This window comes from Sorangium sp. So ce362, assembly GCF_051519845.1.
Lineage (GTDB): Bacteria > Myxococcota_A > Polyangia > Polyangiales > Polyangiaceae > Sorangium.
In genome coordinates this window covers 459,760-479,168 of the sequence record NZ_CP150332.1, presented here as the reverse complement: position 1 = coordinate 479,168, position 19,409 = coordinate 459,760, and the positions used below count along the sequence as shown (strand labels likewise).

Genomic DNA, 19,409 nt, shown 5'->3' with positions numbered 1-19,409 from the left:
CTTACGCTGTGGGCGCCCCCTTGCCACGAGTCCCACTGGGCTCGTCAGGTCTGCGCGGACCGAGGCGGACAGCGCCAACCGGCGTCCAGTCGCGCGTCGGACCCGACCAGCGCTCATGGCTCCCGCGCGCGCGGGGGACCGCAAACACCGACCGCGTATTCCGCTTCAATACTATGCATGCCCGTGCTAGCGTCAACAGCTAATCCGAATTAGCTAAACGGAGCGCGCGCTTGAACGATCCCCCCGACCCCGACCCCCCGCACGTGCCCGGTCTGCGTCCGATCCGTATGAAGGACATCGCCGAACGCCTGGGGTTGTCCCAGACCACGGTGTCTCACGTGCTGACGGGCAAGCATGCGAAATTTCGCATCAGCGCCGCCACGGTGGAGCGGGTCTGGACGCTGGCCCAGAAGCTGGGTTATCGGACCAACGCCATGGCCCAGGCGTTCCGGGAGCAAAAATCGTACGCGATCTCCCTCGCCGTCGAAGACCTGTCGAACCCGATCTGGGCCGGGATAGCCGTCGGCGCCGAGCGCGAGGCCGAGCTCCACGGCTACGCCCTCGTGGTGAGCCACCTGGCCGGCAACGCAGGGCGCCAGCGTCGCGCGTTGCAGCTCGTGCACGAGTCCCGGGTGGATGGGCTCATCGTGTCCCCGGTTTCCGGAGGGGATTGCGATCTCATCGCGGCGCACAAGCAGGGACTTCCCTTTGTGCAGATCGACCGGGCGGTCCCGGACCTCGACGTCGCGTGCGTGCGCACCGATCACGCCGCCGGCTCGGTGCTGGCGCTCCGCCACCTTCTCAGGCACAAGGATCGGTCGCTCGTCTACATCGGCGGCCCGCTCGACATCCCCACCTACCGACATCGTCTCGACGGGTTCCGGGCGGAGTTGACGCGGAGCGGCGTCGAGGCGGCGGCCATCGAGGAGTTGAAGGAGGCCACCCCGGAAGAGGCCGAGACGCGCATGGTCGAGCTTCTCCAGCGGCTGCGTGGACCTCTGGCCGTCTACGCAGCAAATTTCTGCACCACTGTCGGGACCCTGCGGGCCATCCGCGCCGCCGGCCTCTCCGTTCCCGACGAGATCGACGTCGTCGGATTCGATGACATCCTGATGGCCGATCTCTTGCGCTATCCCGTCGCGACCGTCGATCAGGACGTCGGCGCGATAGGACGCGAAGCGGTCCGGCTGCTCCTTGAAATGCTGGCGGGCGGGAAGGTCGCGCGAGAGGTCCTGCTCCCCCCTCGCCTCACCGCGCGAACATCGGACGTGCCGCGCAGCGAGATCCGAGCTCGCGCGCGGAGCGCCGACCGCTCACCGGATCCATCTCGGCGATCCAAGAGCGGCGGTCCCGGAAAGAACAAGGACAAGAACAAGAAGTCCTTATAGAGCACGAATTGGCACGAGTGATGCTTTCTTGACAGGGCGTTGTTACATCTGAATTCGTTTCCTCCACTGCCCTGTTCCTCGAACAGGGGAGAGAGCTTTCACCGCGGGCGACGCGGCGGCGGAGGGCGCCCCGCTGGGCCACACCAGATCAGCGCCGGCGACGGTGCGACGGGACCGCGATGGTACGACGGGGGACCGTAGTACCAAGCCTTGTGACTACTCGAACAGCAGCGCGTTTCTCATGATGTCGGCGCCGTCACCGACCCAGAAGCCGTCCCTCGACGCCCTGGAGACGGGGAGCATATTGAGCTCCACGCGCGCGCGGCCGTCCTTGAAGTCGCGTAGGATCAACGGCACGCCGCTGCCCCACGTCGCGACGACGACGCCGCCGTTGATGGGGCCGCCGCTGCCCAGGGAAGCATTGGCCGCCCTGAGCGACGTCACGCCGGCGACCAGAGGGCTCCCGGGCTCGTTGATGCCCAGAGGAGCCGTCTCCGTGAACGTTTGCATCCCGATGGGATCCAGGAGTGCAAAGCCTTCGGATCCCCAGCGCTCGCCGAGGATGGTGCTGCCGCTGATCCAGTTCGCGACCACGACCCTGCCACCGCCATCGAAGTACGAGACCAGATTTTCGCCCAGGGCACCGCCATCATGCGGGAAGCCATACATATAGACGAGGACCGCGTCGTAGGCTTGAAGCTCTTCCACGGTCGGCGTCGCCTCTCCGATGTCGTAGACATCCACCGCCGAGAACGCGCCGGTGCGAGCGAGCTCCGCCCGTATGTCGTCGTTCCAGCCCGGGATGAAAGACACCCCGGCGATGAGCACGCGGTCGGCGCTGGCGTCGGTGCACACGCCGTCCACGCACTGCCCGCTGCACACATTGCCGCAGCCCCCGCAGTGGGCTCGGTGGAAGCCCGCGTTGCCGAGCGCGACGCGATCCGGGAAGTATCCGTGCCGCGGCCAGCGTTCCGCCGCCGCGCTTTCACACCGTCAAGTACACGGGCGTGCTCGCGTCGGCGAGTCGCCCACGTTGGCGCGCAAGCGCATCGGACCGCGCCCTGCGAAGCCAGAAGAGTCTACGAAGACGGACGATGACGCCGCTCCGAAACGCAAGCGTGGCGGCTATCGGGCGGTCGACAAACCGCGCCGAGCGCTTGCGCCGCACATGTGCGATCGATGTCCTCGAGTGCCCAGCTTGCAAGGGGCGGATGAAGCTCATCGCGACGCGACCCGCAGACTGCTCATACGGCTGGTCCATCCTGCGACAGTGTGACCATCGTCCTGCCCGCGCACCCGCTTCGTGGCAGGCCACTCCCGTTGGTCCGGCTGGTGCGCGTCCGCGAGGGCGAGGGCTACGTCGACGTCGAGCACCCGGATGGCGGACCTTTCCGCGTGCCGCTCGAATGGACCGATCGAGCGGCCCCGTGGTGTTACTGAGCACCGTTGTTGATGCCGATGGTGCGCTTGTCGATCCAGCTCGTTGATGGCGGGGCGGCCGGCCCACCGCAGCGCGCCATCGCCGAGGCGGATCCTGCTCGATGGCGGCGTTGTCCGGGGGCGGCAAGCTGTCAGGGCGTTCCCCGGCTATGCATTGCGCTGGGACCAACAAAATTCTCAGCTTAGCTCGTGCTGAAACGACAGCGGCAGCGAGTTGCGGCTCCCACGCCAGAGAGGGCGTTGTGCATTCCGTTCACCCATCAAAAATTACCAGCACGACTCCTCACCCGTCCACGTAACCCATGGGGTAGGTCAGCGACAGGAGCGGAGCATCGGCGCGGCGTCGGCCACAAAATAGGCGACGGGAGGAGCTCGTTTTGGCCGCGTGCCTCCTCCCGTCGTGCTCCGAATCGCTTGAAAGAGCGGAGCCCCCAACAGATCGTCCATTTGGACCTCGATGTCAAAAGCTGGCCGCTTCACCGCCCACCGTAGCTCGCGCGCGGCCAGCCCGCTGCCCGCGCTGCGGCGCTGCGGCTTGCCCGCTGGGGGGCGGGTTGGGGCTGTGGGGTCACGGCTCGCGGTCCCGGCAGGTGCGCGGGCCGCTGGCTGCCGGCGAGCGTGGCGGGCTCGTCACGATCGAGGCGCGCCGCTATCGATGCCGCCGTTGCGGCGCCACGATCACGGTCGTGCCGCGGGGAGTCGCACCGCGACGGCACTTCGCCGCGACGGCGATCGGTCTGGCCCTGCTGCTCGTCGGCGCCGCCGGTGCAGCGCTCATCGAGGTGCGGCGGCGCGTCAGCCCCTGGTCCGCCAGCTTCGATGCCGACAGCTGGGTGACCGTGCGGCGCTGGTTGCTCGCCATCGACCAGGGGCGCCTCTTTCCGTCGGTCCGCCCCAGTCCCCTCGCTTCTTCACTGCGGCAGCGGGCCGAGCGGGCCGCGATGACGCTCCTCGCGATGGCGCCCCCCGCCGCCGAGGTCCCCGAGGCCGCCGTCATGGCCGGCGCCGCGCGGGCTGCGTGATGGCGAGCGGCCTGCTTGTCGGGCTCATCTCGGGCCCCACCCGGTTGGATCCTCGGTCGGCGGGGCGCTTTGCGCTTGGATGGCTGTGCGGCCGGTGCGGTGTCACCGGCGCGGAAAGGACACGACGTGCAAGACCCCCTCAAGCCGAAGGATCACGCGGAAGCGGTAGCGCTCTATCGCAGTGAGATCATCGGCTCGCTCATGCACCGCGAGCTCGACCGCGGAGAGCTCGCCGAAGCGCTCGCCGACCTGAGCAAGCAGCGGTTTCGCCCCCCGCGCGCCCATTCTCCGCGCTCCTACTCGGTCCCCACGCTCGAGCGCTGGTACTACGCGTACAAGACCGAAGGTCTCGAAGGCTTGCGCCCCAAGCCCCGCAAGGACAAGGGACGGGCGCGCGAGCTCACCCCCGAGCAACGGCAGATGCTGCTCGACATTCGAGAAGAGCACCCGAGCGCCTCGGTCTCGCTCATCCTCGACACCCTGATCGCGTCCGGCCGGATCGACAAGGAGGCCATCTCCGCCACCACGGTGCGACGCCTGTACGCCGAACACCGCCTCGATCGCGTGGCGCTGCGCGATCGCACGGGCGGCAAGGTGAGGCTGCGCTGGCAGGCCGAGCACCCCGGCGCTCTGTGGCACGGCGACGTGTGTCACGCGTCACCGATCCTCGTTGGCGGCAGCCCGGCGCCGGTGCGGATCCACGCGCTGCTCGACGACGCCTCCCGGTACATCCTCGCGATCGAGGCGATGAGCGCCGAGCGGGAGGTCGACATGCTGGCGCTCTTCATCCGGGCGCTGCGCAAGCACGGCGCTCCCGACGCCCTCTACCTGGACAACGGCTCGACCTACCGCGGGCACACCTTGCACCTGGCGTGTGAGCGACTCGGCACCACCCTGATCCACGCCCGTCCCTACGACGCCCCTGCACGCGGCAAGATGGAGCGCTTCTGGAGGACGTTGCGCCAGAGGTGCCTGGACTTCACCGGAGCGCTCGGCTCGCTGCACGACCTCAACGTCCGGCTCTACGCCTGGGGCGACGAGCACTACCACCGCACCCCGCACGCGGCGCTCTTCGGCAAGTCCCCCGCGCAGGTCTACGAGGAGTATCCCCACGTCACCGACGACCTCGACGAGCGGAAGCTGCGCGACGCGCTCACGACCCAGGCCCGCCGGCGCGTCCGGCGTGACAGCACGCTCTCGATGGATGGCGAGGACTGGGAGACCGATCTCGGCTTCCTCGCCGGCCACCTCGTCACGGTGTCGCGATGCCTCGTCACGCCGAACGAGCCGCCCTGGATCGAACACGAGGGCAAACGCTTCGCCCTGCACCGCGTCGATCCGGTGAAGAACGCTCGTCGCCCGCGGCCGGCCTGCAACCTCGATGTCACGCACGAGGCGCGCGTCCCCTTCGACCCGCCGAAGACACTACTGGACAAGGCTCTCGGACGAAAGCCCCGCGATGACGAGGAGGAATGACCGTGGACTTTTGTGGCTACTTCAGCTTCACCGCAGAGCCCTTTTCCAAGGAGGTCGAAGACGGCGAGCTCTGGCTTCCCCCGTCCAAGCAGATGATACTCGAGATGCTCATTGAAGCGGTGCACGCCAGAAAGAGCGTGCTCCTCGCCGGTGACCCGGGTGTCGGCAAGACGTGTCTCCTCCGCGCGCTCCGTCATGCCCTTTCGCCGCAGACGTTTCGCTTGACCTACTGCGCCAACGTGACGCTTGGACGCCGGGACTTCTATCGCCAGCTCTGTCTGGCGCTCGGTCTCGCTCGCTGCAGCACCGCGGGAGACGTCTTCTACGCGGTCAGCACGCACGTCGAGGACCTCGCGAAGGAGCGCGTATTTCCGGTCTTCGTCCTTGATGAGGCCCACTTGCTTCATCAGGATACGCTCGACCATCTTCACATACTCCTCAATTACGCCTGGGATAGCCGCGCGTTGCTTTCGCTCGTGTTGCTTGGCTTGCCCGAGCTCAGCGAGCGGCTCCGCGTGCGGCGCAATCGCTCCCTGTATTCGCGCCTCCACTACCGATTGACAATCGACCCGCTCACGCCGGACGACACGGCCGACTATCTGCGTGTACGTCTCGGCCGAGTCGGCTGCACGAAAGAGCTCTTCACCTCGGACGCGATCGCGATGTTGCACGAGGCGGCCGCCGGCAGCCTGCGCGACACCGACCGACTCGCCACGGCCGCGCTCCGCGCCGCTGCACGCAAGAAGCGCAAGCTCGTCGAGCGCGATGTCCTGAGCCGCATCCTCCAACTGGACGCAGAGGAGGCCGGATGAACCCAGCCCCCCTGGCCGAGGGGGACACGCCGCGGGCCGACGTCGAAGGCAGCGCAGTCGCCGCCCTCGTCGTCGCCCTCGCGCTCGCCCGCGACGCCCTCACCGCGAGCTACCCGAACGATCCTGATCCGCTGTGCCCTCGCACCTACGCCGTCGATGTCGTGCTCCACTACATCGACCGGCTCGACGACGCCCTCGGTCGCTACCGCGCCGTCCTCGACGGCGATGAGCGCCTCCCCATCCACATCGACTGAGTGCGCCGGCGCTCCGCGTCCGCCGAGGTGCCCCGGCGCCTCGCCTCGCTGCAACCGCGGTGAGCGCAGATCCACGTCGACGATGGCCATCACGGAGCCGGATCTTCCGCCCATCAAACAGCCTGCTCGGTAACACGTGGGTCGTGTTGCAAATCAACGGCCGCGACGTGCGTCTGGCCGTGGCCGGCCTCCAACGGCTGGCGATGGCGGTCGAGGCGGCGCTTGACGTGAGGCATGACGACGCCGACAAGCTCGCAACCACCCGGACCCAGCGCGCCGAGCGCGGCGCTGTCTCCGACGCACCCGCTGGCATGGTCGAGCCTCGATCCGCCCGTGCGGTGGGAGATGCTCGCCGCGTGGGCTTCGCTCGTGCACAAGATCGTGTGCGAGCAGGACGCAGACGCGGAGGGGAGCGATGAGGGACAAGATCCAGGCGACCCACCTCGAGAGGCTGGCGGTCGTGTACCTCCGGCAGAGCACGCTGCGGCAGGTGCATGATAACCACGAGTCAACCGTACGGCAGTACGCTCTGGGCCATCGAGCAATCGAGCTTGGGTGGCCGCCCGAGCGAGTGCGGATCGTGGACGACGATCTCGGGCGCAGCGGGACGACGACGCACGACCGGAGCGGGTTCCAGCGCCTCGCCCAGGATGTGGCAGAAGGCCGCGTCGGGGCGCTCTTCGCGCTCGAAGTGTCCCGGTTGGCGAGGTCGTCCGCCGACTGGCATCGGCTGCTCGATCTCTGCGGCCTGGCCGATGTGGTCATCGTCGATGAGCAAAGCGCGTACTTGCCCGGCGATCCGGACGATCGCCTCCTCTTGGGGCTCAAGGGGGCCATGAGCGAAGCCGAGCAATACTGGATGCGCCTTCGCCTCGGTGGCGGAAAGCTCAGCAAGGCACGCCGCGGGGAACTCCACATCACACCGGCGACCGGCTTCGTATGGGACGCGGAGACCTCGCACTTCCGCCTCGATCCGGATGAGCGGGTCCAGCGCGCGGTGCGGCTCGTGCTCGAACGCTTCCGCGTCGACGGCAGCGCGTACGGCGTGCTTCGCTATTTCGAGCGTCATGGGCTCCAGCTGCCCGCATTCGACAAGGCGACAGGGCAAGTGCGCTGGGTCGCTCCGGGCTTCAGCCACATCCTCGACATCCTTCACAACCCTGCCTACGCGGGGGCGTATGTCTATGGGCGTCGCGCGACACGCCCGGGGTTGGTCGAAGGCAAGGCCCGGCGCCGCACTCGTCGACTCCCCGAGTCGGAGTGGAAGATCTGCCTGCGCGATCATCACCCGGCCTACATCACCTGGGACGAATTCGTGGCCAACCAGCGCAAGCTCGGTGGTAATCGGCTGAATGGCTCCCGGGGGCCTGCACGGGAGGGATCCGCTTTGCTGCAGGGGATCGTGATTTGTGGCCGATGCGGCCGCCGCATGTCGCCACGGTATCACCGGGGCCCCACGGCGGCGTACGCCTGCATCTCGCTCACGGTGCGGCCAGGCGCAAACCGTCGGTGCTGGTCGGTGTCGGCGCGTGCCGTCGATCGCGCGGTGGCAGCGATCTTCCTCCAGTCGGTCCACGTCCCCGAGATCGAGCTCGCGCTCGCCGTGGCTCGGGAGACAGAGCGCCAAGCGCAGGAGGTCGATCGGCAGTGGGCGTTGCGCCGCGAGCGGCTCACGTACGACGCGAGGCTCGCCGAGCGGCGATACAAGGCGGTTGACCCCGACAACCGCGTCGTCGCCAGAACGCTGGAGCGAGACTGGAACGAGAAGCTCCGGGAGCTCGAACGACTCGAAAACGAGTACCAAGCAGCTCGGCATGCGCACAAGCTCGCTCTCTCCGAGGAAGATCGCGATCGGATCCTTGCCCTCACCAAGGATCTGACCCGGGTGTGGGATGCTCCGACGACCACGCACGCGGAGCGCAAGAACCTCCTGCGCATGCTCGTGAAGGAGGTGGTCTTGAGTCCGAGCGAGACACCTACGCGAAGCACGCGCATCCAGGTGGTCTGGAAGACGGGCGCGGTGACGGAGGTCACGGTGGACCGTCCGCGGAGCTGCATCTCCCCGGACACGTCGCCCGAGGTCGTCGAGCGGATCCGCGCTCTCGTTGCCCAGGGCAAGAGCGACGCCGAGATTGCCAATGACTTGAACCGGCGGCACTTGTGCACTGTCCACGATCTCGCCTGGAACAAGAGCTTGGTCTGCCAGGCGCGCGTGCGCCTCGGAATCCAGCGGCCGCTCGCCCTACGCGCACGCCGCCATCCATGCCCCCTCCGGCGCTCGGACGGCCTGTACTCCATCCGCGGCGTTGCCGCTCGGCTCGGCGTCACCGTCGCTGCCGCACGCAGCTGGGTGCGGAGGGGCCAGCTCCGCAGCCGCGTCGGCGGCGGCGCCGGTCGCGCTCGTTGGTTCGAGCTGGACCGAGGCACGCTGCTCCGCCTCCGGGCTGCGATGGCGCGGGGAAATGAGCAAAGGGAGCGGCTGCCCGCATCAGGTTCCGCAAGGAAGGGAGGAGCATCATGAAGGCATCGTCGCCATGGTGACCGAGCCAAGGAACATCGCCCGCTTCCTCTCCGCGCTCGGCGAGCCGACCGACGTCCCAGCACGCTCTCCCAACCGAGGGCCGCCGTACTGGAAGAGCACCGTTCTGCGCCGCAAGGCGCCCGGTGACGCCGCATAGCGTCTCGCGACGCGCCTCCCGGGCCAGACCAACGCCTGGACGGACACGTGTGCCCACGGCACGCCGATGCGCCCCGTAGCGCGCTCGGCGCCGCCCCGGACCACGCTCTTTCGGCCCAGGACCGAGCCATCACGACGCTCGCGGCCCCACCCTTCCGGTTTGCTGCGCTACACTTCTTCGCGCTGCGATCCGGCTTCTTTTACCTACGCGCTGCGATCCGGCTTCTTTTACCTACGCGCCGGAGGCGCCCGGCCATGCTCGGCGCCTCCGGCTCGCCGCTCATCACCCCCAAACCGCGCCGGGGCCTGCAGCTCCAAGCGGAGGCGGGGACGGGTAGGGGTCGGTCCCAGAAATCGCCGCGGCTCCGTGCGGGCAGCAAGGACATCGTGGCGTACCTGCCAACGGAGGCGGGTCAGCATGGCCTGGCCCGAGGCAGACGGGTCTCCGCCCGGCCGCGGAGGTGAAGCCGGTCGTGGCGTGCATGTCGAACGTGGCGGCGAGCGGCGGGTACTACGTGGCGGTGGCCGCGCACGCGATCGTCGCGCAACCTCAGACGATCACGGGGAGCATCGGCGTTGTCATCGGCGCGCTGCGCGCTCGGCCCGCTGCTCGAGCGCCTCGGCGTTTCGACCGACGTCGTGAAGGATGGTGCGTGGGCCGACCTGTTCTTCCCGTCGCGCCGGCTCGACGAGGGGGAGCGGGCGGTGGTGGAACGCGACCTCTACGTGATCTACGTGACATTCCTCGACGTCGTCGCGCGGAGGCGCAGGCGCGCGGGCTCGTCGACATGCTCGGCGGGTTCGAGCGGGCGCTCCACGAGCTGCGCCAGATGATCGGGCCGAAGGCGGCGGCTATCGAGCCGACGATCGTGCGGGCGTCGCGGTACATCCCGCCGCCGGTGCCGACGCTGCTCGAGCTCGTCGGGCTGCGGGGGGCTCGCCGGCGAGGTCGCGCTCGCGATCCACTGCGAGGGGGAGCGGGTGCTCGCGTACTGCGGGAAAGCGGCGGAGCTCGACTGACTCGGGGGGGCGACGGCTGTAGGAGGGGTGGGAGCGTGGGGGATTGTTGGGTAGCTTTCCGGGCGGCAGGCGATTTTATCGGGGGAAAGCCGTGAGCAATCTGTGCGCCCGTTGGGTAGCACTTGTTCAGAGCTGCTCAGAGAACGCTACGAAACGTGGGTCGGACGGACGGGACCCCATATGTGGGCCCTGTTCGGCCGGAGATCCCAAGATGTAGCGGTTCTCCTTGACGCACGAGGGCTTCGCGGGTTTGACTAGCAGGCGGCCAGGCGCTCCCGAATGTCGGTGCACGCCTTTCAGGCGTGGCACCTGAAACTATGCTCACTGCTCAAGAAACGGAACGTTTGAGCAGGCAGTCGGGGAGAAGCGACGAGGACCCGGGGGAGATCGAGGCGATAAGCGCCTCGTCGTCTCCGGGGAACTCTTTGTGCTTTCGGTAGGACTGGTGCCGCCGGCGATGGCGATCGCCAGGAGGACGGGTTGTGAGGCAGACGACGCTGCAGGCGAGGGCTCGCCGGAAAGGAGGTGGGAGTCGACAATAATACGTTAAGGCAGCGGAATTCCATCAATGCCAGCGTGGCTGGTTGACGCGCACACGCAGGTCTGATGTGATGGCGCCGCGGCCACAAAACGGCCGCGCGCGCAGGTGCTCCAGTTCCTAGGCGGGGGCATCCACGCGCGCGTTCAGTGAACGACAGTCGTTGTTTCTACTTGGAGAAGAAGAACGTATGAACCATCGCTCGAAGAAGAATGTATCGGTTCCGGTTGATGAGAACAACAAAGAAAACGATTTGATGATCCAGATGAAGTTCTCGAACAACAACTTCGTGAGCATCGGCCTCATGGTTTTGTTGTTCGCGACATCTGCATGGATCGTCATCCAGAAGGTGGAGCACCTCCTCAGATGATGAAGAGGAGCATCTAGCTCACGCGAGCATAGCATCCGCGTGCTGGCGTAGCGATCGACGGGTGCCGCCGGCGCCAGCGGTGAGGTTTGTCCTCGGATCGCCGGACCAGTCCGCCTGGACTGTAACCGGTCGAACGGACGACGGCTCGCCGCTGGCCCGTGCGGCTCACGGCGGACGTCCGCGTCGGATCGCCGCGGTGCGCGCTCCGCATCACCACCCCAGGCCCACCTGCCGCGGCGCGCGCTCCCGCCGCGCCGTGGGCGCCGGCCTCTCCGCCGGCGCTTCCGCGCGCTCGCCCCGGGTGAGCATCTGGTAGAGCAGCCGTCCGAGGTCGCGCCCGGCCAGCTCGTCCGCGGCCCCAACGCCGGCCGCCTGGAGCGCCGCGGTCGCGTCGAGCCCGTCGGCCGCCTCGCTCACCCCGACCTTGTGCAGGAGCAGCCGGTGCAGCACCTCCTGCAGCGTCCCCTTGTAGACCGGGGGTAGACGCGCGCCTGGAGATTCTGCCCGATGCGCCGCACGCGCCCGATCGCCTGCCTGCGGATCAGCGGGTTGCAGGCCGGGTTCTCGTACCAGACGACGCTCGCGAAGTGGACGAGGTTGTTCAGACCCGTCTGCACCGCGACCGGGTTCACCACAAGGATCCGCCGGCCCTTCCCCACGATCTCCTTGTCGATCCACGCCTCGCGCTTCTTCGGCGCCACCTTGTCCGCCCAGAGGATCGGCGCCTTCTCCCCGGTCGCTTCCTCCAGCAGGCGCGCGAGCCGCGGCATCAGCTCGAGGTGCCAGCAGAACACCATGACGTTCCGGCCCTCGGCGAGCTCTCGGCGCACGACGTCGACGAGCCAGGTCTCCTTCGGGAGCAGCTCGCCCGCGGGGAGCCCCGGCTGCTCGGCGACGACGGCCCCGCCGACGGCCTCCGGGTAGCGGATCTGGTAGGCGCCGCCCTCGGTGTTGCCGACATCGGCGCTCGCGCGGTCGAGGTACGACGGGAGCTCCGCGAGCTGCCAGCGTGGCGGCTATCGGCCGTGGGCCGAGCTCTTGCGCCGCACATTTGCGATCGATGTCCTCGAGTGCCCAGCTTGCAAGGGGCGGATGAAGCTCGTCGCCATGGTCACTGAGCCCCGGAACATCGTCCGCTTCCTCTCCGCGCTCGGCGAGCCGACCGATGTTCCAGCACGCTCTCCCAACCGGGGACCACCGTACTGGAAAAGCACCGTTGTGCCCCGCAAGGCGCTCGGTGGCGCCGTATAGCCTCTCGCGACGCGCCTCCCGGGCCAGACCAATGCCCGGACGGACCTTGGACCTCGGCGACCCCGAGGCCGCGGAGCTCTTCGTCGAGGGCGTCCGCGCTGCCGACATGGCGATCGCCGAGCAGAAGCGCTGGGAGCGGCTCGGCTGAGGACGAGCATTCCCTTCCGTGGTCGGCATTTTCCATGCCGGACGCCGTCGATCCGACGAGGGTGCCGTAGTACCCTCTCGCCCATGAGCCCGCGACGAGACAGTACCGCCCCCGCTCGGCAGCCGGTCATCCCCGAGAACGACCCGGTGTGGCAGGCGTTCCTCCGCGCGCCCGTCGATGACGAGCCGCTCACCCAGGACGAGCGCGCGGCGATGGCGGAGGGGGCTGCCGGGCGGACGATCCCCGGCGAAGTCGTGACGGCCGAGCTCCGGCGGCGGGCGGAAGCCGAAGGCGCCGTGGCGGAGTTCGACGAGATCTACGCGCTCGCGCGCGCGCCGGCTCACCGTCCTCGATGAGCTGGGAGGTCGAGTGGACCCCATCCGGCATCGCCTCGCTGCACCAGATCCACTGGCTCGACGCCGGCAGGGTCGATGCGGCGGTGCAGCGCTTCGCCGCGACCGGCGAGGGGATCGTCCGTCGGGTCCCCGCTGACCATGCCGGCGTCATACGCCTGCGCGTCGGGCGGTACCGCGTGCTCGCCACGCTCGATTCTTGGAACGGGGTGATGTGCGTCTGGTGGGTGTACGGGGTGTAGGGTCCGTGCGCCGGGAGCGGCGAGCTGCCCGCGGTGGTCCTGACCCGCTTCTACGACACAGGGGTCCGCCTGCTAATCCGCGAGGAGGCCTTCAGGAGCCGGCTCCTCGAGCACATGGATCTCGCCCCCGGCCAGCGGGTGCTCGACGTGGGCTGCGGCACCGGCACGCTCGCGGTGCTCGCGAGCCAGCGCCACCCCGGCGTCGAGGTGCACGCCGCCGACGGCGACGACGAGGTCCTCGCCATCGCGCGCGACAAGGCCGCGCGCGCCGGCGCGGCCGTTCGCTTCGAGCGCGCCATGGCGTGGGCGCTGCCGTATCCGGACGGCACCTTCGACCGCGTCGTGTCGAGCCTGATGTTCCATCACCTCGCCCCGGACGACAAGCGGCGGGCCGCGCTGGAGATCTTCCGCGTGCTCCGCCCGGGCGGCGCCCTGCTCCTCGCCGACTTCGGTCCGCCGCGCGGCGCGGCGGGGCGCGCGGTCGCGTGGGCGCTGAACCGCTTCGCGCACCTCCGCGAGAACCTGGCCGATCTCCTGCCCGCGCTGCTGACCGGCGCGGGGTACTCGGACGTCGCGGAGATCGACCGGATGCGCACCGCGCTGATGCCGATCGCGATGATCCGGGGGCGGAAGCCGCTGGCGGCCCCCTGAGCGCGCGATCGACGAGGCGCGGCCCTACCGCCCGCTCTTCCCGCTGGGCGCCCCGGATCGCGACTGACCCCTGCCCTCGCGACCGCCGGCGCGCGGCTCGCCCCGCGCCCCGCCGGCGCGGGTCGCCCCCCTCACGGCCGAGAGGAGCGCGGCTTGTCCCGACGCCGCCGTGGGTCAGACCGCCTCTGCGTCGGACGTCTGGCGGAGCCACGCGACGGCGGCGTCGCGCGCCTCGAACACCCCGAAGTAGGCGCCGCGGCGCTCCTCGGTCACGAGCTCCCCGAACCGGCTGCTGAAGCGGACGCCGCCCGGTGGGCACACGACGGCGAGCCGGATCGAGTAGTTCCTGAGCTTTTGCAGGATCTCCCCGGCCTCTCCCGAGCTGAGGTCAAAGAAGGCGGCCGTCAGGTTCGCCGCATAGAGGAGGGCGCCGCTCACCTGGTCCGAGAAGCACGCCTCGATCACGCGATTGACGTCGCGGACGCTCGACATGAGCCCCTGATCCGGCGCGCCTTCCACGAACTGCACGCCGCCCTCGTCGACCTCCCTCAGCTCCATCGCTCCCTCGCTGTTCTCCCAGGCGCCGCCGACCCGACCTCCCGATCCGCTGCGCCCGCGCGCATCCTAGTCGGGTAGGCCGGGGTCGACTACCCCCCGGCCCCCCACAGATCCGGACGTGCGGAATTCCCGCATCCGGCTCTTCGGGACACGGGTTCGCTACGAGCGGGCAGGAGCGGGGTGCGTGATGCGCGGCCGCGGAAGGGGGTACCTCTCCAGCGATCGGTGCATCCGCTCCCAGGTCATCTTGGCGTTCTGCGAGCGGCGATCGAGCCACTTGCGCCACACCGCCACGACCTCCCAGGCGAAGCGACGGAGCGCCTCCGAGTTCCCGGTGATCCCGTAGTACTCGTAGTGACCCCGCAGCTTCATGGCCAGGCCCTCCTGCTGGCTGCTCAGCTCATCGTGCATGTGGTCCCTGCACCACTCCGCCACGCGCCGCAGCGCGCGGCTGAAGCGGTCCTTGGCGGTCCTGCGTTTGATCGCCCAGTTGCCTCGCCGCGACCTGCCCCAGTGATGCATGAAGCCGAGCAGCTCGAACGTCGACGGCCACATCGGCGACGCCCCGCCGCTCGGCGGGGGTCTCTTCGGCGGCCGCTGGAACGGCAACAGGCGCGTCTTGTCCGGGTGCAGGCTCAGCCCGTACTTGCCGAATCTCTTCGGTAGCACGGCCATCACCCGGCGCGCGTCTTCTTCCACTTCGAACAGCAGCACCGCGTCGTCCGCGTAGCGGATGAGGTGTACCCTGCCTCGAAGCCGGGGTCGGACGTCGCGCTCGAACCACGTGTCGAGCACCTCGTGCAGGTAGATGTTCGCCAGGATCGGCGAAACCACGCCGCCCTGCGGTGTGCCGGCCTCCGGGTAGCTGAGGCTACCGTCTTCATGCACGCCCGCGTGCAGCCACTTGCTGATGAGACGGAGCAGCACGCCGTCTCGTACCCTGCGGCGCAGCGCATCCATCAGGTGCTGACGGTCCACCGTGTCGAAAAACTTTCGGATGTCGACCTCGATGACCCATCCGCCCGCCATCTCCATCGCCTTGTCCCAGAACGACGCGAGCGCTCGGTGTGCCGAACGGCCGGGCCGGAAACCGTACGAGCAGTCAAGAAAATCCTGCTCAAAGACGGCCTCCAGCACCATGGCCACCGCGCGCTGCAGGATCTTGTCCTCAAAGGTCGGGATGCCGATCGGGCGTGTTTCCCCGTTGCCCTTCGGGATATGGACCCGCCTCACCGGCGGCGCGCGGTACGTGCCCGCCTTGGCTCGTTCCAGCAGCGACCGGAGGTTGTCCTCCAGTTGCTCCGCGTACTGCTCCGCGGTCTGCCGGTCCACGCCGGGCGCGCCGTCCTTGCGCGTTCGCCGGTAGGCTTCGCGCATCCAGTCCAGGTCGATGTGATGGGCGAGCGTCGTCAGCACCATGGTGGGTGCCTGCCGCGCCAGCTCCGCTATTCGTTCGAGTTTCGTGCAGACGGTTTCGGAGCCCGATGTCTCCTTCATCTTTCCCTCCAACGATCCCGTGCCCCGGTGCTCCCCTTCCCTCCACGGGGTCCCTCGGGTTGGTTCCCCCGCTTCCGCGGTACTACGAGTGCACTCCGACTTCCCGTCGCCCCCGCTCCGCTCGCTTGCGCTCCGCTCGGCGGTTCCACCTCTCGGTGGAGGCGGCGGGACCTCCCAGGTTCCTCGGGAAACCCTTGCGTACGTGCCCTGGTCTCTGACCCCGGTGGGTCGCCGCGCCAGGCCCTGCGAGTGGGGGCTACCCGGGCTCGCTCTTGACGCGACGATGTTGCCTTCCGCTACGCTCACGACGTCGGCCCCACGACTTCCGTTCTTTCGAGGCTCTATCCCACGGCCCGCACGCTCGCTGTCTACGCTTCGCGCCGCCGGTCACCCAGCGCCACGCAAGACTCGCTTCCGGCTGGTGGGCCAACCTTGCCGGGCGGGACTCTCACCCGCCGGGTTTCTTCGCGAAGTTTCAGCTGATCGCATCCTCCTCGCCCAGGCTTGGCCTGGCGCACGAACGACAAACGGGTTGAAACCGCTCGAAAGAGCAGAGAATCGAACCGCCAAGGCGCCGAGGACGCCAAGATCTTGTTCTCTTCTTGGCGTCCTCGGCGCCTTGGCGGTTCATTTCTCGCTCGATCAACCTCATCGTCGGTGTTCTAGCGTCTCGCCACACGCCTCCCGGGCCAGACCAACGCCCGGGCGCGCCGTCTGCCCTGATTAGGGCACCACCCCTGCAGGTCGCTGCCGCCTGGTCTGGACCACCCCCGGCCGACCTGCAGGTCGCCGCCGTCCGGCCGCGACCCGAATCCCCTTTCATCCCCTCATCTCGGCTCCGCCGGCCTCCCAGCGCCGGCGGCGGGCACGTCGAGCGGCACGATCGTCGTGCAGGTCCCCGCCGCGACCTCCACCATGCGCCCGGCGAGCTTCACCCTGGCCGCGTCCCGGCCCCCCGCACGGCTCAGCCGCACGAGCTCCCGGCCCGTCTTCGCGTCGTAGAGGAGATCCTCGGTCTCGAGCCGCCCGGGGTCACACGCGTCGGCCGCCGCTTCGTCCGCGCTCTTCCAGGCGCGGAGCTCCGCCTCGACCGTCACGTGCACCACGTCGGGCTCGAACCGCACCTCGATCCGCTCCTCGGGGATACACGCGATCCGGTTCATCGTCGTGAGGGCCGTCGTCCGCAACGCCATGCCCGCATGGAAAACGAGCAGCGAGCCGTCCGGCCGCGGTAGGACGTGATCCTCGATCTCGCCCAGGATGCTGTTCAGGTACCGCGTCAGCAGCCACGGCGAACGGCCCGTGCAGCGATCCGTGTCGTAGCGCTCGCAGAGCGAGCGCTGTGCCTCGGCCTCCGTCGCGGGCTCCTTCTGCTCCACCTTCGGGTCGTTGCCCCGGTAGAGCTGCTCGTAGGCGTCGAGCCAGCCCCGCGCGACGACGAGCCTCGGCGCGAGGAAGTCGTCTCTGGACGGGGCCCCGCGGCGCTCGACGAGCACACCGCACGGCATGCCGGGGCCCGCCTTGGCCCTGGCCGCGGCCGTGGGCGACAGGAGGAACGACCGGGCAAAGGCGGCGCGGGCCAGCTCGGCCTGGCCGCGCAGCTCGTCGAGCAGGCCGAGGTTGTACCAGATCTGGGCGGCGAGCTTGTCGTCGGGCCCGAGCTGCTCGGCGCGCTGCAGGTCGGCGGCGGCCGCGTCGAGGTCCGCGCCGAGGCGCATCCGGGCGTGGCCGCGCTCGGCGAGGGCGCGCGGCTCGTGCGGCATCGCGGCGAGCGCACGGTCGAAGGCGGTGATCGCCTCGGCGTACCGGCCCTGGCGCGCGGCGGCGCGTCCCTGGCCGAGGGCGCCGAGGTACGCCTCGCGATCCACCGGCGCCGCCTCGACGCGAGATGACCCGGGCAGCGCGGCGGCCGAGCCGCTGGGCGCGGGGGCGAGCGCCGCGGCGCCGCCCGAGGCGATCGGGGCGACGGCCGCGTCGCTCGACGCAGCGGCTGGCGCCGCGGCGCCGGCAAGCGCCGAGGCGAGCGCCTCGGGCGCCGGCTGGAGCGCGGCCGAGGGATCCGGCGCGCAGTCGCGGCACCCGGACGCGGCGAGGACCAGAACGAGCGGCAGTGAACGATACACACGCATCGGTCGCCCAGGATAACCGGAGACCGCACGCCAGGGCCGGACCGCAGACCGGATCCGCGCGCCAGGGCCGGACCGCGGCAGCCGGAGCAGGCATCGATGTTCCAGCACGCTCTCCCAACCGGGGACCACCGTACTGGAAAAGCACCGTTGTGCGCCGCAAGGCGCTCGATGACGACGTATAGCGTCTCGCGACGCGCCTCCCGGGCCAGACCAACGCCCGGACGGACACGTGTGCCCACCGCACGCCGATGCGCCCCTTAGCGCGCGCGGCGCCGCCCGGACCACGCTCTTTCGACCCAGGACCGAGTCATCACGACGCTCGCGGTCCCACCCTTTCGCTCTGCCGCGCTACACTTCCTCGCGCTGCGATCCGGCTTCATTTGCCTACGCGCTGGGTGCGTCTCCAGTTCGCCGATTGGGACCAGTTGCGCCGACTTTTCCTCCCCGACGGATTTTCGGCAGCACCAGACCGCGTGCGTTCGTCGGATGAGCGGAGGTTCGGGGCGGAGCCTACTTTGCCAGATGGGCTTTTTCACGTTTATTCTCCCTAGCCGCGATTCAGCGATCACTCCTCTTTGTGTCCACTGGCCGATCGCCAAACCGGAGTGCCAATCCAGGATGCGGGTGCCGGATGCCTCTCCAAGAGCGCAACGCGCTCCTCCTCAGTAAGCTCTTGCAAGTAAGGATGCCAGATCTCATTCAAGAAGTCCCCTTCGACTCCTTGGTTCCACGTGGATAATGGGTCTTTTTCGGGGAATGCTGCCCAAGGTGGCGGGGGTGGGACACACTTTGTGTTCAAGGACTTGAGTTCCAAGAAAAACTCTTCCGAAGCGGAAAAAGCCTGCCCACAAGCGACGAAGTCTCCGACGTAGGAGACGACCATCTCGTCGTATTGTCCGAGCGCGCTCGCGTACGACAAGCCGCTGTGCGCTGCGCTCTCAAGTACGCGGGCGTGCTCGCGTCGGCGAGTCGCCCACGTTGGCGCGCAAGCGCGTCGGACCGCGCCCTGCGAAGCCAGAAGAGTCTACGAAGCTCGCGGTCCCACCCTTTCGCTCTGCCGCGCTACACTTCCTCGCCCTGCGATCCGGCTTGATTTGCCTACGCGCAGCGGGAGCTCTCGCAGGCCGAGCTCCAGGGCGTGCTCCGCAAGGAGCTGAACGGCTACCCCGGCCTGCGCGCCGTGGTGCAGGATCTCTCCCAGTCCGGCTTCACGGCCCAGCGCGGGTTCCCGGTCGAGCTCTCGGTCCGCGGCCCCGACCGGGGGGAGCTCACGAAGCACAGCGAGCGCATCCGGGGCGAGCTCGCCCAGAGCGGCCTCGTCGTGGATCTCGACACGGACTACCAGCTCGGCATGCCCGAGCTCCGCATCGTGCCCGACCGCGCGCGCGGCGCACCTCGGCGTGAGCGTCGAGGCGATCGCGACGACGCTGAACACGCTGATCGGCGGCGGACGCATCGCCAAGTACAACGACGACGGGCGCCGCATCGGCGTCCGCGCGCGCCTGCTCGCGGAGCAGCGGAGCCGGCCCGAGGACCTCGCGCGGCTCCGGACGCGGCGCGCAGGGCGAAGCGCGCCCGCCAGC

17 protein-coding genes and 2 pseudogenes are annotated in these 19,409 nt (G+C 69.0%); 13 read left to right on the top strand and 6 right to left on the bottom strand.

Going from position 1 to position 19,409, the window contains the following annotated elements; all coding sequences use genetic code 11:
- Positions 1 to 287: 287 nt before the first annotated feature.
- Positions 288 to 1,388, top strand: coding sequence for a LacI family DNA-binding transcriptional regulator (locus tag WMF17_RS01855; RefSeq protein ID WP_437647722.1), 1,101 nt, complete (start codon positions 288 to 290; stop codon positions 1,386 to 1,388).
- A 216-nt stretch (positions 1,389 to 1,604) separates the two neighbouring features.
- On the opposite strand, the gene WMF17_RS01850 is transcribed toward WMF17_RS01855, so the two are convergent.
- Positions 1,605 to 2,252: a hypothetical protein gene (locus WMF17_RS01850; RefSeq protein WP_437647720.1), complete on the bottom strand. Its 648-nt coding sequence runs from the start codon at positions 2,250 to 2,252 to the stop codon at positions 1,605 to 1,607.
- A gap of 1,166 nt (positions 2,253 to 3,418) precedes the next feature.
- Between WMF17_RS01850 and WMF17_RS01845 the strand changes: the two genes are divergently transcribed.
- The 8 genes and pseudogenes from WMF17_RS01845 (at position 3,419) to WMF17_RS01810 (ending at position 9,903) form a co-directional block, all read left to right on the top strand.
- Positions 3,419 to 3,850, top strand: a complete 432-nt coding sequence (locus WMF17_RS01845) for a hypothetical protein (protein WP_437647719.1) — start codon at positions 3,419 to 3,421, stop codon at positions 3,848 to 3,850.
- A gap of 126 nt (positions 3,851 to 3,976) precedes the next feature.
- Positions 3,977 to 5,326, top strand: a complete 1,350-nt coding sequence (locus WMF17_RS01840) for a helix-turn-helix domain-containing protein (protein ID WP_437647717.1) — start codon at positions 3,977 to 3,979, stop codon at positions 5,324 to 5,326.
- Positions 5,323 to 6,138, top strand: a complete 816-nt coding sequence (locus WMF17_RS01835; protein WP_437647715.1) for an ExeA family protein — start codon at positions 5,323 to 5,325, stop codon at positions 6,136 to 6,138. Before WMF17_RS01840 ends, WMF17_RS01835 begins: the two co-directional genes overlap by 4 nt.
- Positions 6,135 to 6,392 carry a hypothetical protein gene (locus WMF17_RS01830; protein WP_437647713.1) on the top strand — a complete coding sequence of 86 codons (258 nt, stop codon included), beginning with the start codon at positions 6,135 to 6,137 and terminating at the stop codon, positions 6,390 to 6,392. The genes WMF17_RS01835 and WMF17_RS01830 overlap by 4 nt, the downstream gene beginning before the upstream one ends.
- Positions 6,393 to 6,807: 415 nt before the next feature.
- Positions 6,808 to 8,913: a recombinase family protein gene (locus WMF17_RS01825; RefSeq protein ID WP_437647711.1), complete on the top strand. Its 2,106-nt coding sequence runs from the start codon at positions 6,808 to 6,810 to the stop codon at positions 8,911 to 8,913.
- Positions 8,914 to 8,926: 13 nt separating this feature from the next.
- Positions 8,927 to 9,070 carry a hypothetical protein gene (locus WMF17_RS01820; RefSeq protein ID WP_437647709.1) on the top strand — a complete coding sequence of 48 codons (144 nt, stop codon included), beginning with the start codon at positions 8,927 to 8,929 and terminating at the stop codon, positions 9,068 to 9,070.
- A gap of 481 nt (positions 9,071 to 9,551) precedes the next feature.
- A pseudogene (locus tag WMF17_RS01815) lies at positions 9,552 to 9,602 on the top strand (hypothetical protein); the annotation flags it as partial.
- A 43-nt stretch (positions 9,603 to 9,645) separates the two neighbouring features.
- Positions 9,646 to 9,903 (top strand): S49 family peptidase, encoded by a 258-nt coding sequence (locus tag WMF17_RS01810; protein ID WP_437647707.1) that lies wholly within the window; start codon positions 9,646 to 9,648, stop codon positions 9,901 to 9,903.
- A 1,304-nt stretch (positions 9,904 to 11,207) separates the two neighbouring features.
- Here WMF17_RS01810 and WMF17_RS01805 read toward each other — a convergent pair.
- Both WMF17_RS01805 and WMF17_RS01800 read right to left on the bottom strand, forming a co-directional pair.
- On the bottom strand, positions 11,208 to 11,447 hold the full coding sequence (locus tag WMF17_RS01805; RefSeq protein ID WP_437647705.1) for a hypothetical protein: 240 nt from the start codon (positions 11,445 to 11,447) through the stop codon (positions 11,208 to 11,210).
- Positions 11,411 to 11,827, bottom strand: a complete 417-nt coding sequence (locus WMF17_RS01800) for a hypothetical protein (protein ID WP_437647703.1) — start codon at positions 11,825 to 11,827, stop codon at positions 11,411 to 11,413. Before WMF17_RS01800 ends, WMF17_RS01805 begins: the two co-directional genes overlap by 37 nt.
- A gap of 652 nt (positions 11,828 to 12,479) precedes the next feature.
- On the opposite strand from WMF17_RS01800, the gene WMF17_RS01795 reads away from it, so the two are divergent.
- Genes WMF17_RS01795 through WMF17_RS01785 form a run of 3 tightly spaced genes read left to right on the top strand, consistent with a single transcriptional unit; the run spans position 12,480 to position 13,642 of the window.
- Positions 12,480 to 12,752: a hypothetical protein gene (locus WMF17_RS01795; protein WP_437647701.1), complete on the top strand. Its 273-nt coding sequence runs from the start codon at positions 12,480 to 12,482 to the stop codon at positions 12,750 to 12,752.
- Positions 12,749 to 12,991 carry a type II toxin-antitoxin system RelE family toxin gene (locus WMF17_RS01790; protein WP_437647699.1) on the top strand — a complete coding sequence of 81 codons (243 nt, stop codon included), beginning with the start codon at positions 12,749 to 12,751 and terminating at the stop codon, positions 12,989 to 12,991. The genes WMF17_RS01795 and WMF17_RS01790 overlap by 4 nt, the downstream gene beginning before the upstream one ends.
- A gap of 33 nt (positions 12,992 to 13,024) precedes the next feature.
- Complete coding sequence (locus tag WMF17_RS01785; protein ID WP_437647697.1) at positions 13,025 to 13,642, top strand: class I SAM-dependent methyltransferase; 618 nt, start codon at positions 13,025 to 13,027, stop codon at positions 13,640 to 13,642.
- A 174-nt stretch (positions 13,643 to 13,816) separates the two neighbouring features.
- On the opposite strand, the gene WMF17_RS01780 is transcribed toward WMF17_RS01785, so the two are convergent.
- From WMF17_RS01780 to WMF17_RS01770, 3 genes are all read right to left on the bottom strand, one after another.
- Positions 13,817 to 14,200, bottom strand: a complete 384-nt coding sequence (locus WMF17_RS01780) for a DUF4180 domain-containing protein (RefSeq protein ID WP_437647695.1) — start codon at positions 14,198 to 14,200, stop codon at positions 13,817 to 13,819.
- Between the two features lie 159 nt (positions 14,201 to 14,359).
- A complete protein-coding gene (gene ltrA, locus WMF17_RS01775; RefSeq protein ID WP_437643507.1) occupies positions 14,360 to 15,619 on the bottom strand; it encodes a group II intron reverse transcriptase/maturase in 1,260 nt (419 codons plus the stop codon).
- A 905-nt stretch (positions 15,620 to 16,524) separates the two neighbouring features.
- Positions 16,525 to 17,826, bottom strand: coding sequence for a tetratricopeptide repeat protein (locus tag WMF17_RS01770; RefSeq protein ID WP_437647693.1), 1,302 nt, complete (start codon positions 17,824 to 17,826; stop codon positions 16,525 to 16,527).
- Positions 17,827 to 18,940: 1,114 nt separating this feature from the next.
- Here WMF17_RS01770 and WMF17_RS01765 point away from each other — a divergent pair.
- Positions 18,941 to 19,409: pseudogene (locus WMF17_RS01765) on the top strand (efflux RND transporter permease subunit); the annotation flags it as partial.

Excerpts from the sequence above, each read along its gene's own strand:
- WMF17_RS01855 (WP_437647722.1), top strand. The coding sequence starts at position 288 with ATGAAGGACATCGCCGAACGCCTGGGGTTGTCCCAGACCACGGTGTCT.
- WMF17_RS01835 (WP_437647715.1), top strand. The coding sequence starts at position 5,323 with ATGACCGTGGACTTTTGTGGCTACTTCAGCTTCACCGCAGAGCCCTTT.
- WMF17_RS01830 (WP_437647713.1), top strand. The coding sequence starts at position 6,135 with ATGAACCCAGCCCCCCTGGCCGAGGGGGACACGCCGCGGGCCGACGTC.
- WMF17_RS01825 (WP_437647711.1), top strand. The coding sequence starts at position 6,808 with ATGAGGGACAAGATCCAGGCGACCCACCTCGAGAGGCTGGCGGTCGTG.
- WMF17_RS01820 (WP_437647709.1), top strand. The coding sequence starts at position 8,927 with ATGGTGACCGAGCCAAGGAACATCGCCCGCTTCCTCTCCGCGCTCGGC.
- WMF17_RS01795 (WP_437647701.1), top strand. The coding sequence starts at position 12,480 with ATGAGCCCGCGACGAGACAGTACCGCCCCCGCTCGGCAGCCGGTCATC.
- WMF17_RS01790 (WP_437647699.1), top strand. The coding sequence starts at position 12,749 with ATGAGCTGGGAGGTCGAGTGGACCCCATCCGGCATCGCCTCGCTGCAC.
- WMF17_RS01780 (WP_437647695.1), bottom strand. The coding sequence starts at position 14,200 with ATGGAGCTGAGGGAGGTCGACGAGGGCGGCGTGCAGTTCGTGGAAGGC.
- ltrA (WP_437643507.1), bottom strand. The coding sequence starts at position 15,619 with ATGGTGCTGACGACGCTCGCCCATCACATCGACCTGGACTGGATGCGC.
- WMF17_RS01770 (WP_437647693.1), bottom strand. The coding sequence starts at position 17,826 with ATGCGTGTGTATCGTTCACTGCCGCTCGTTCTGGTCCTCGCCGCGTCC.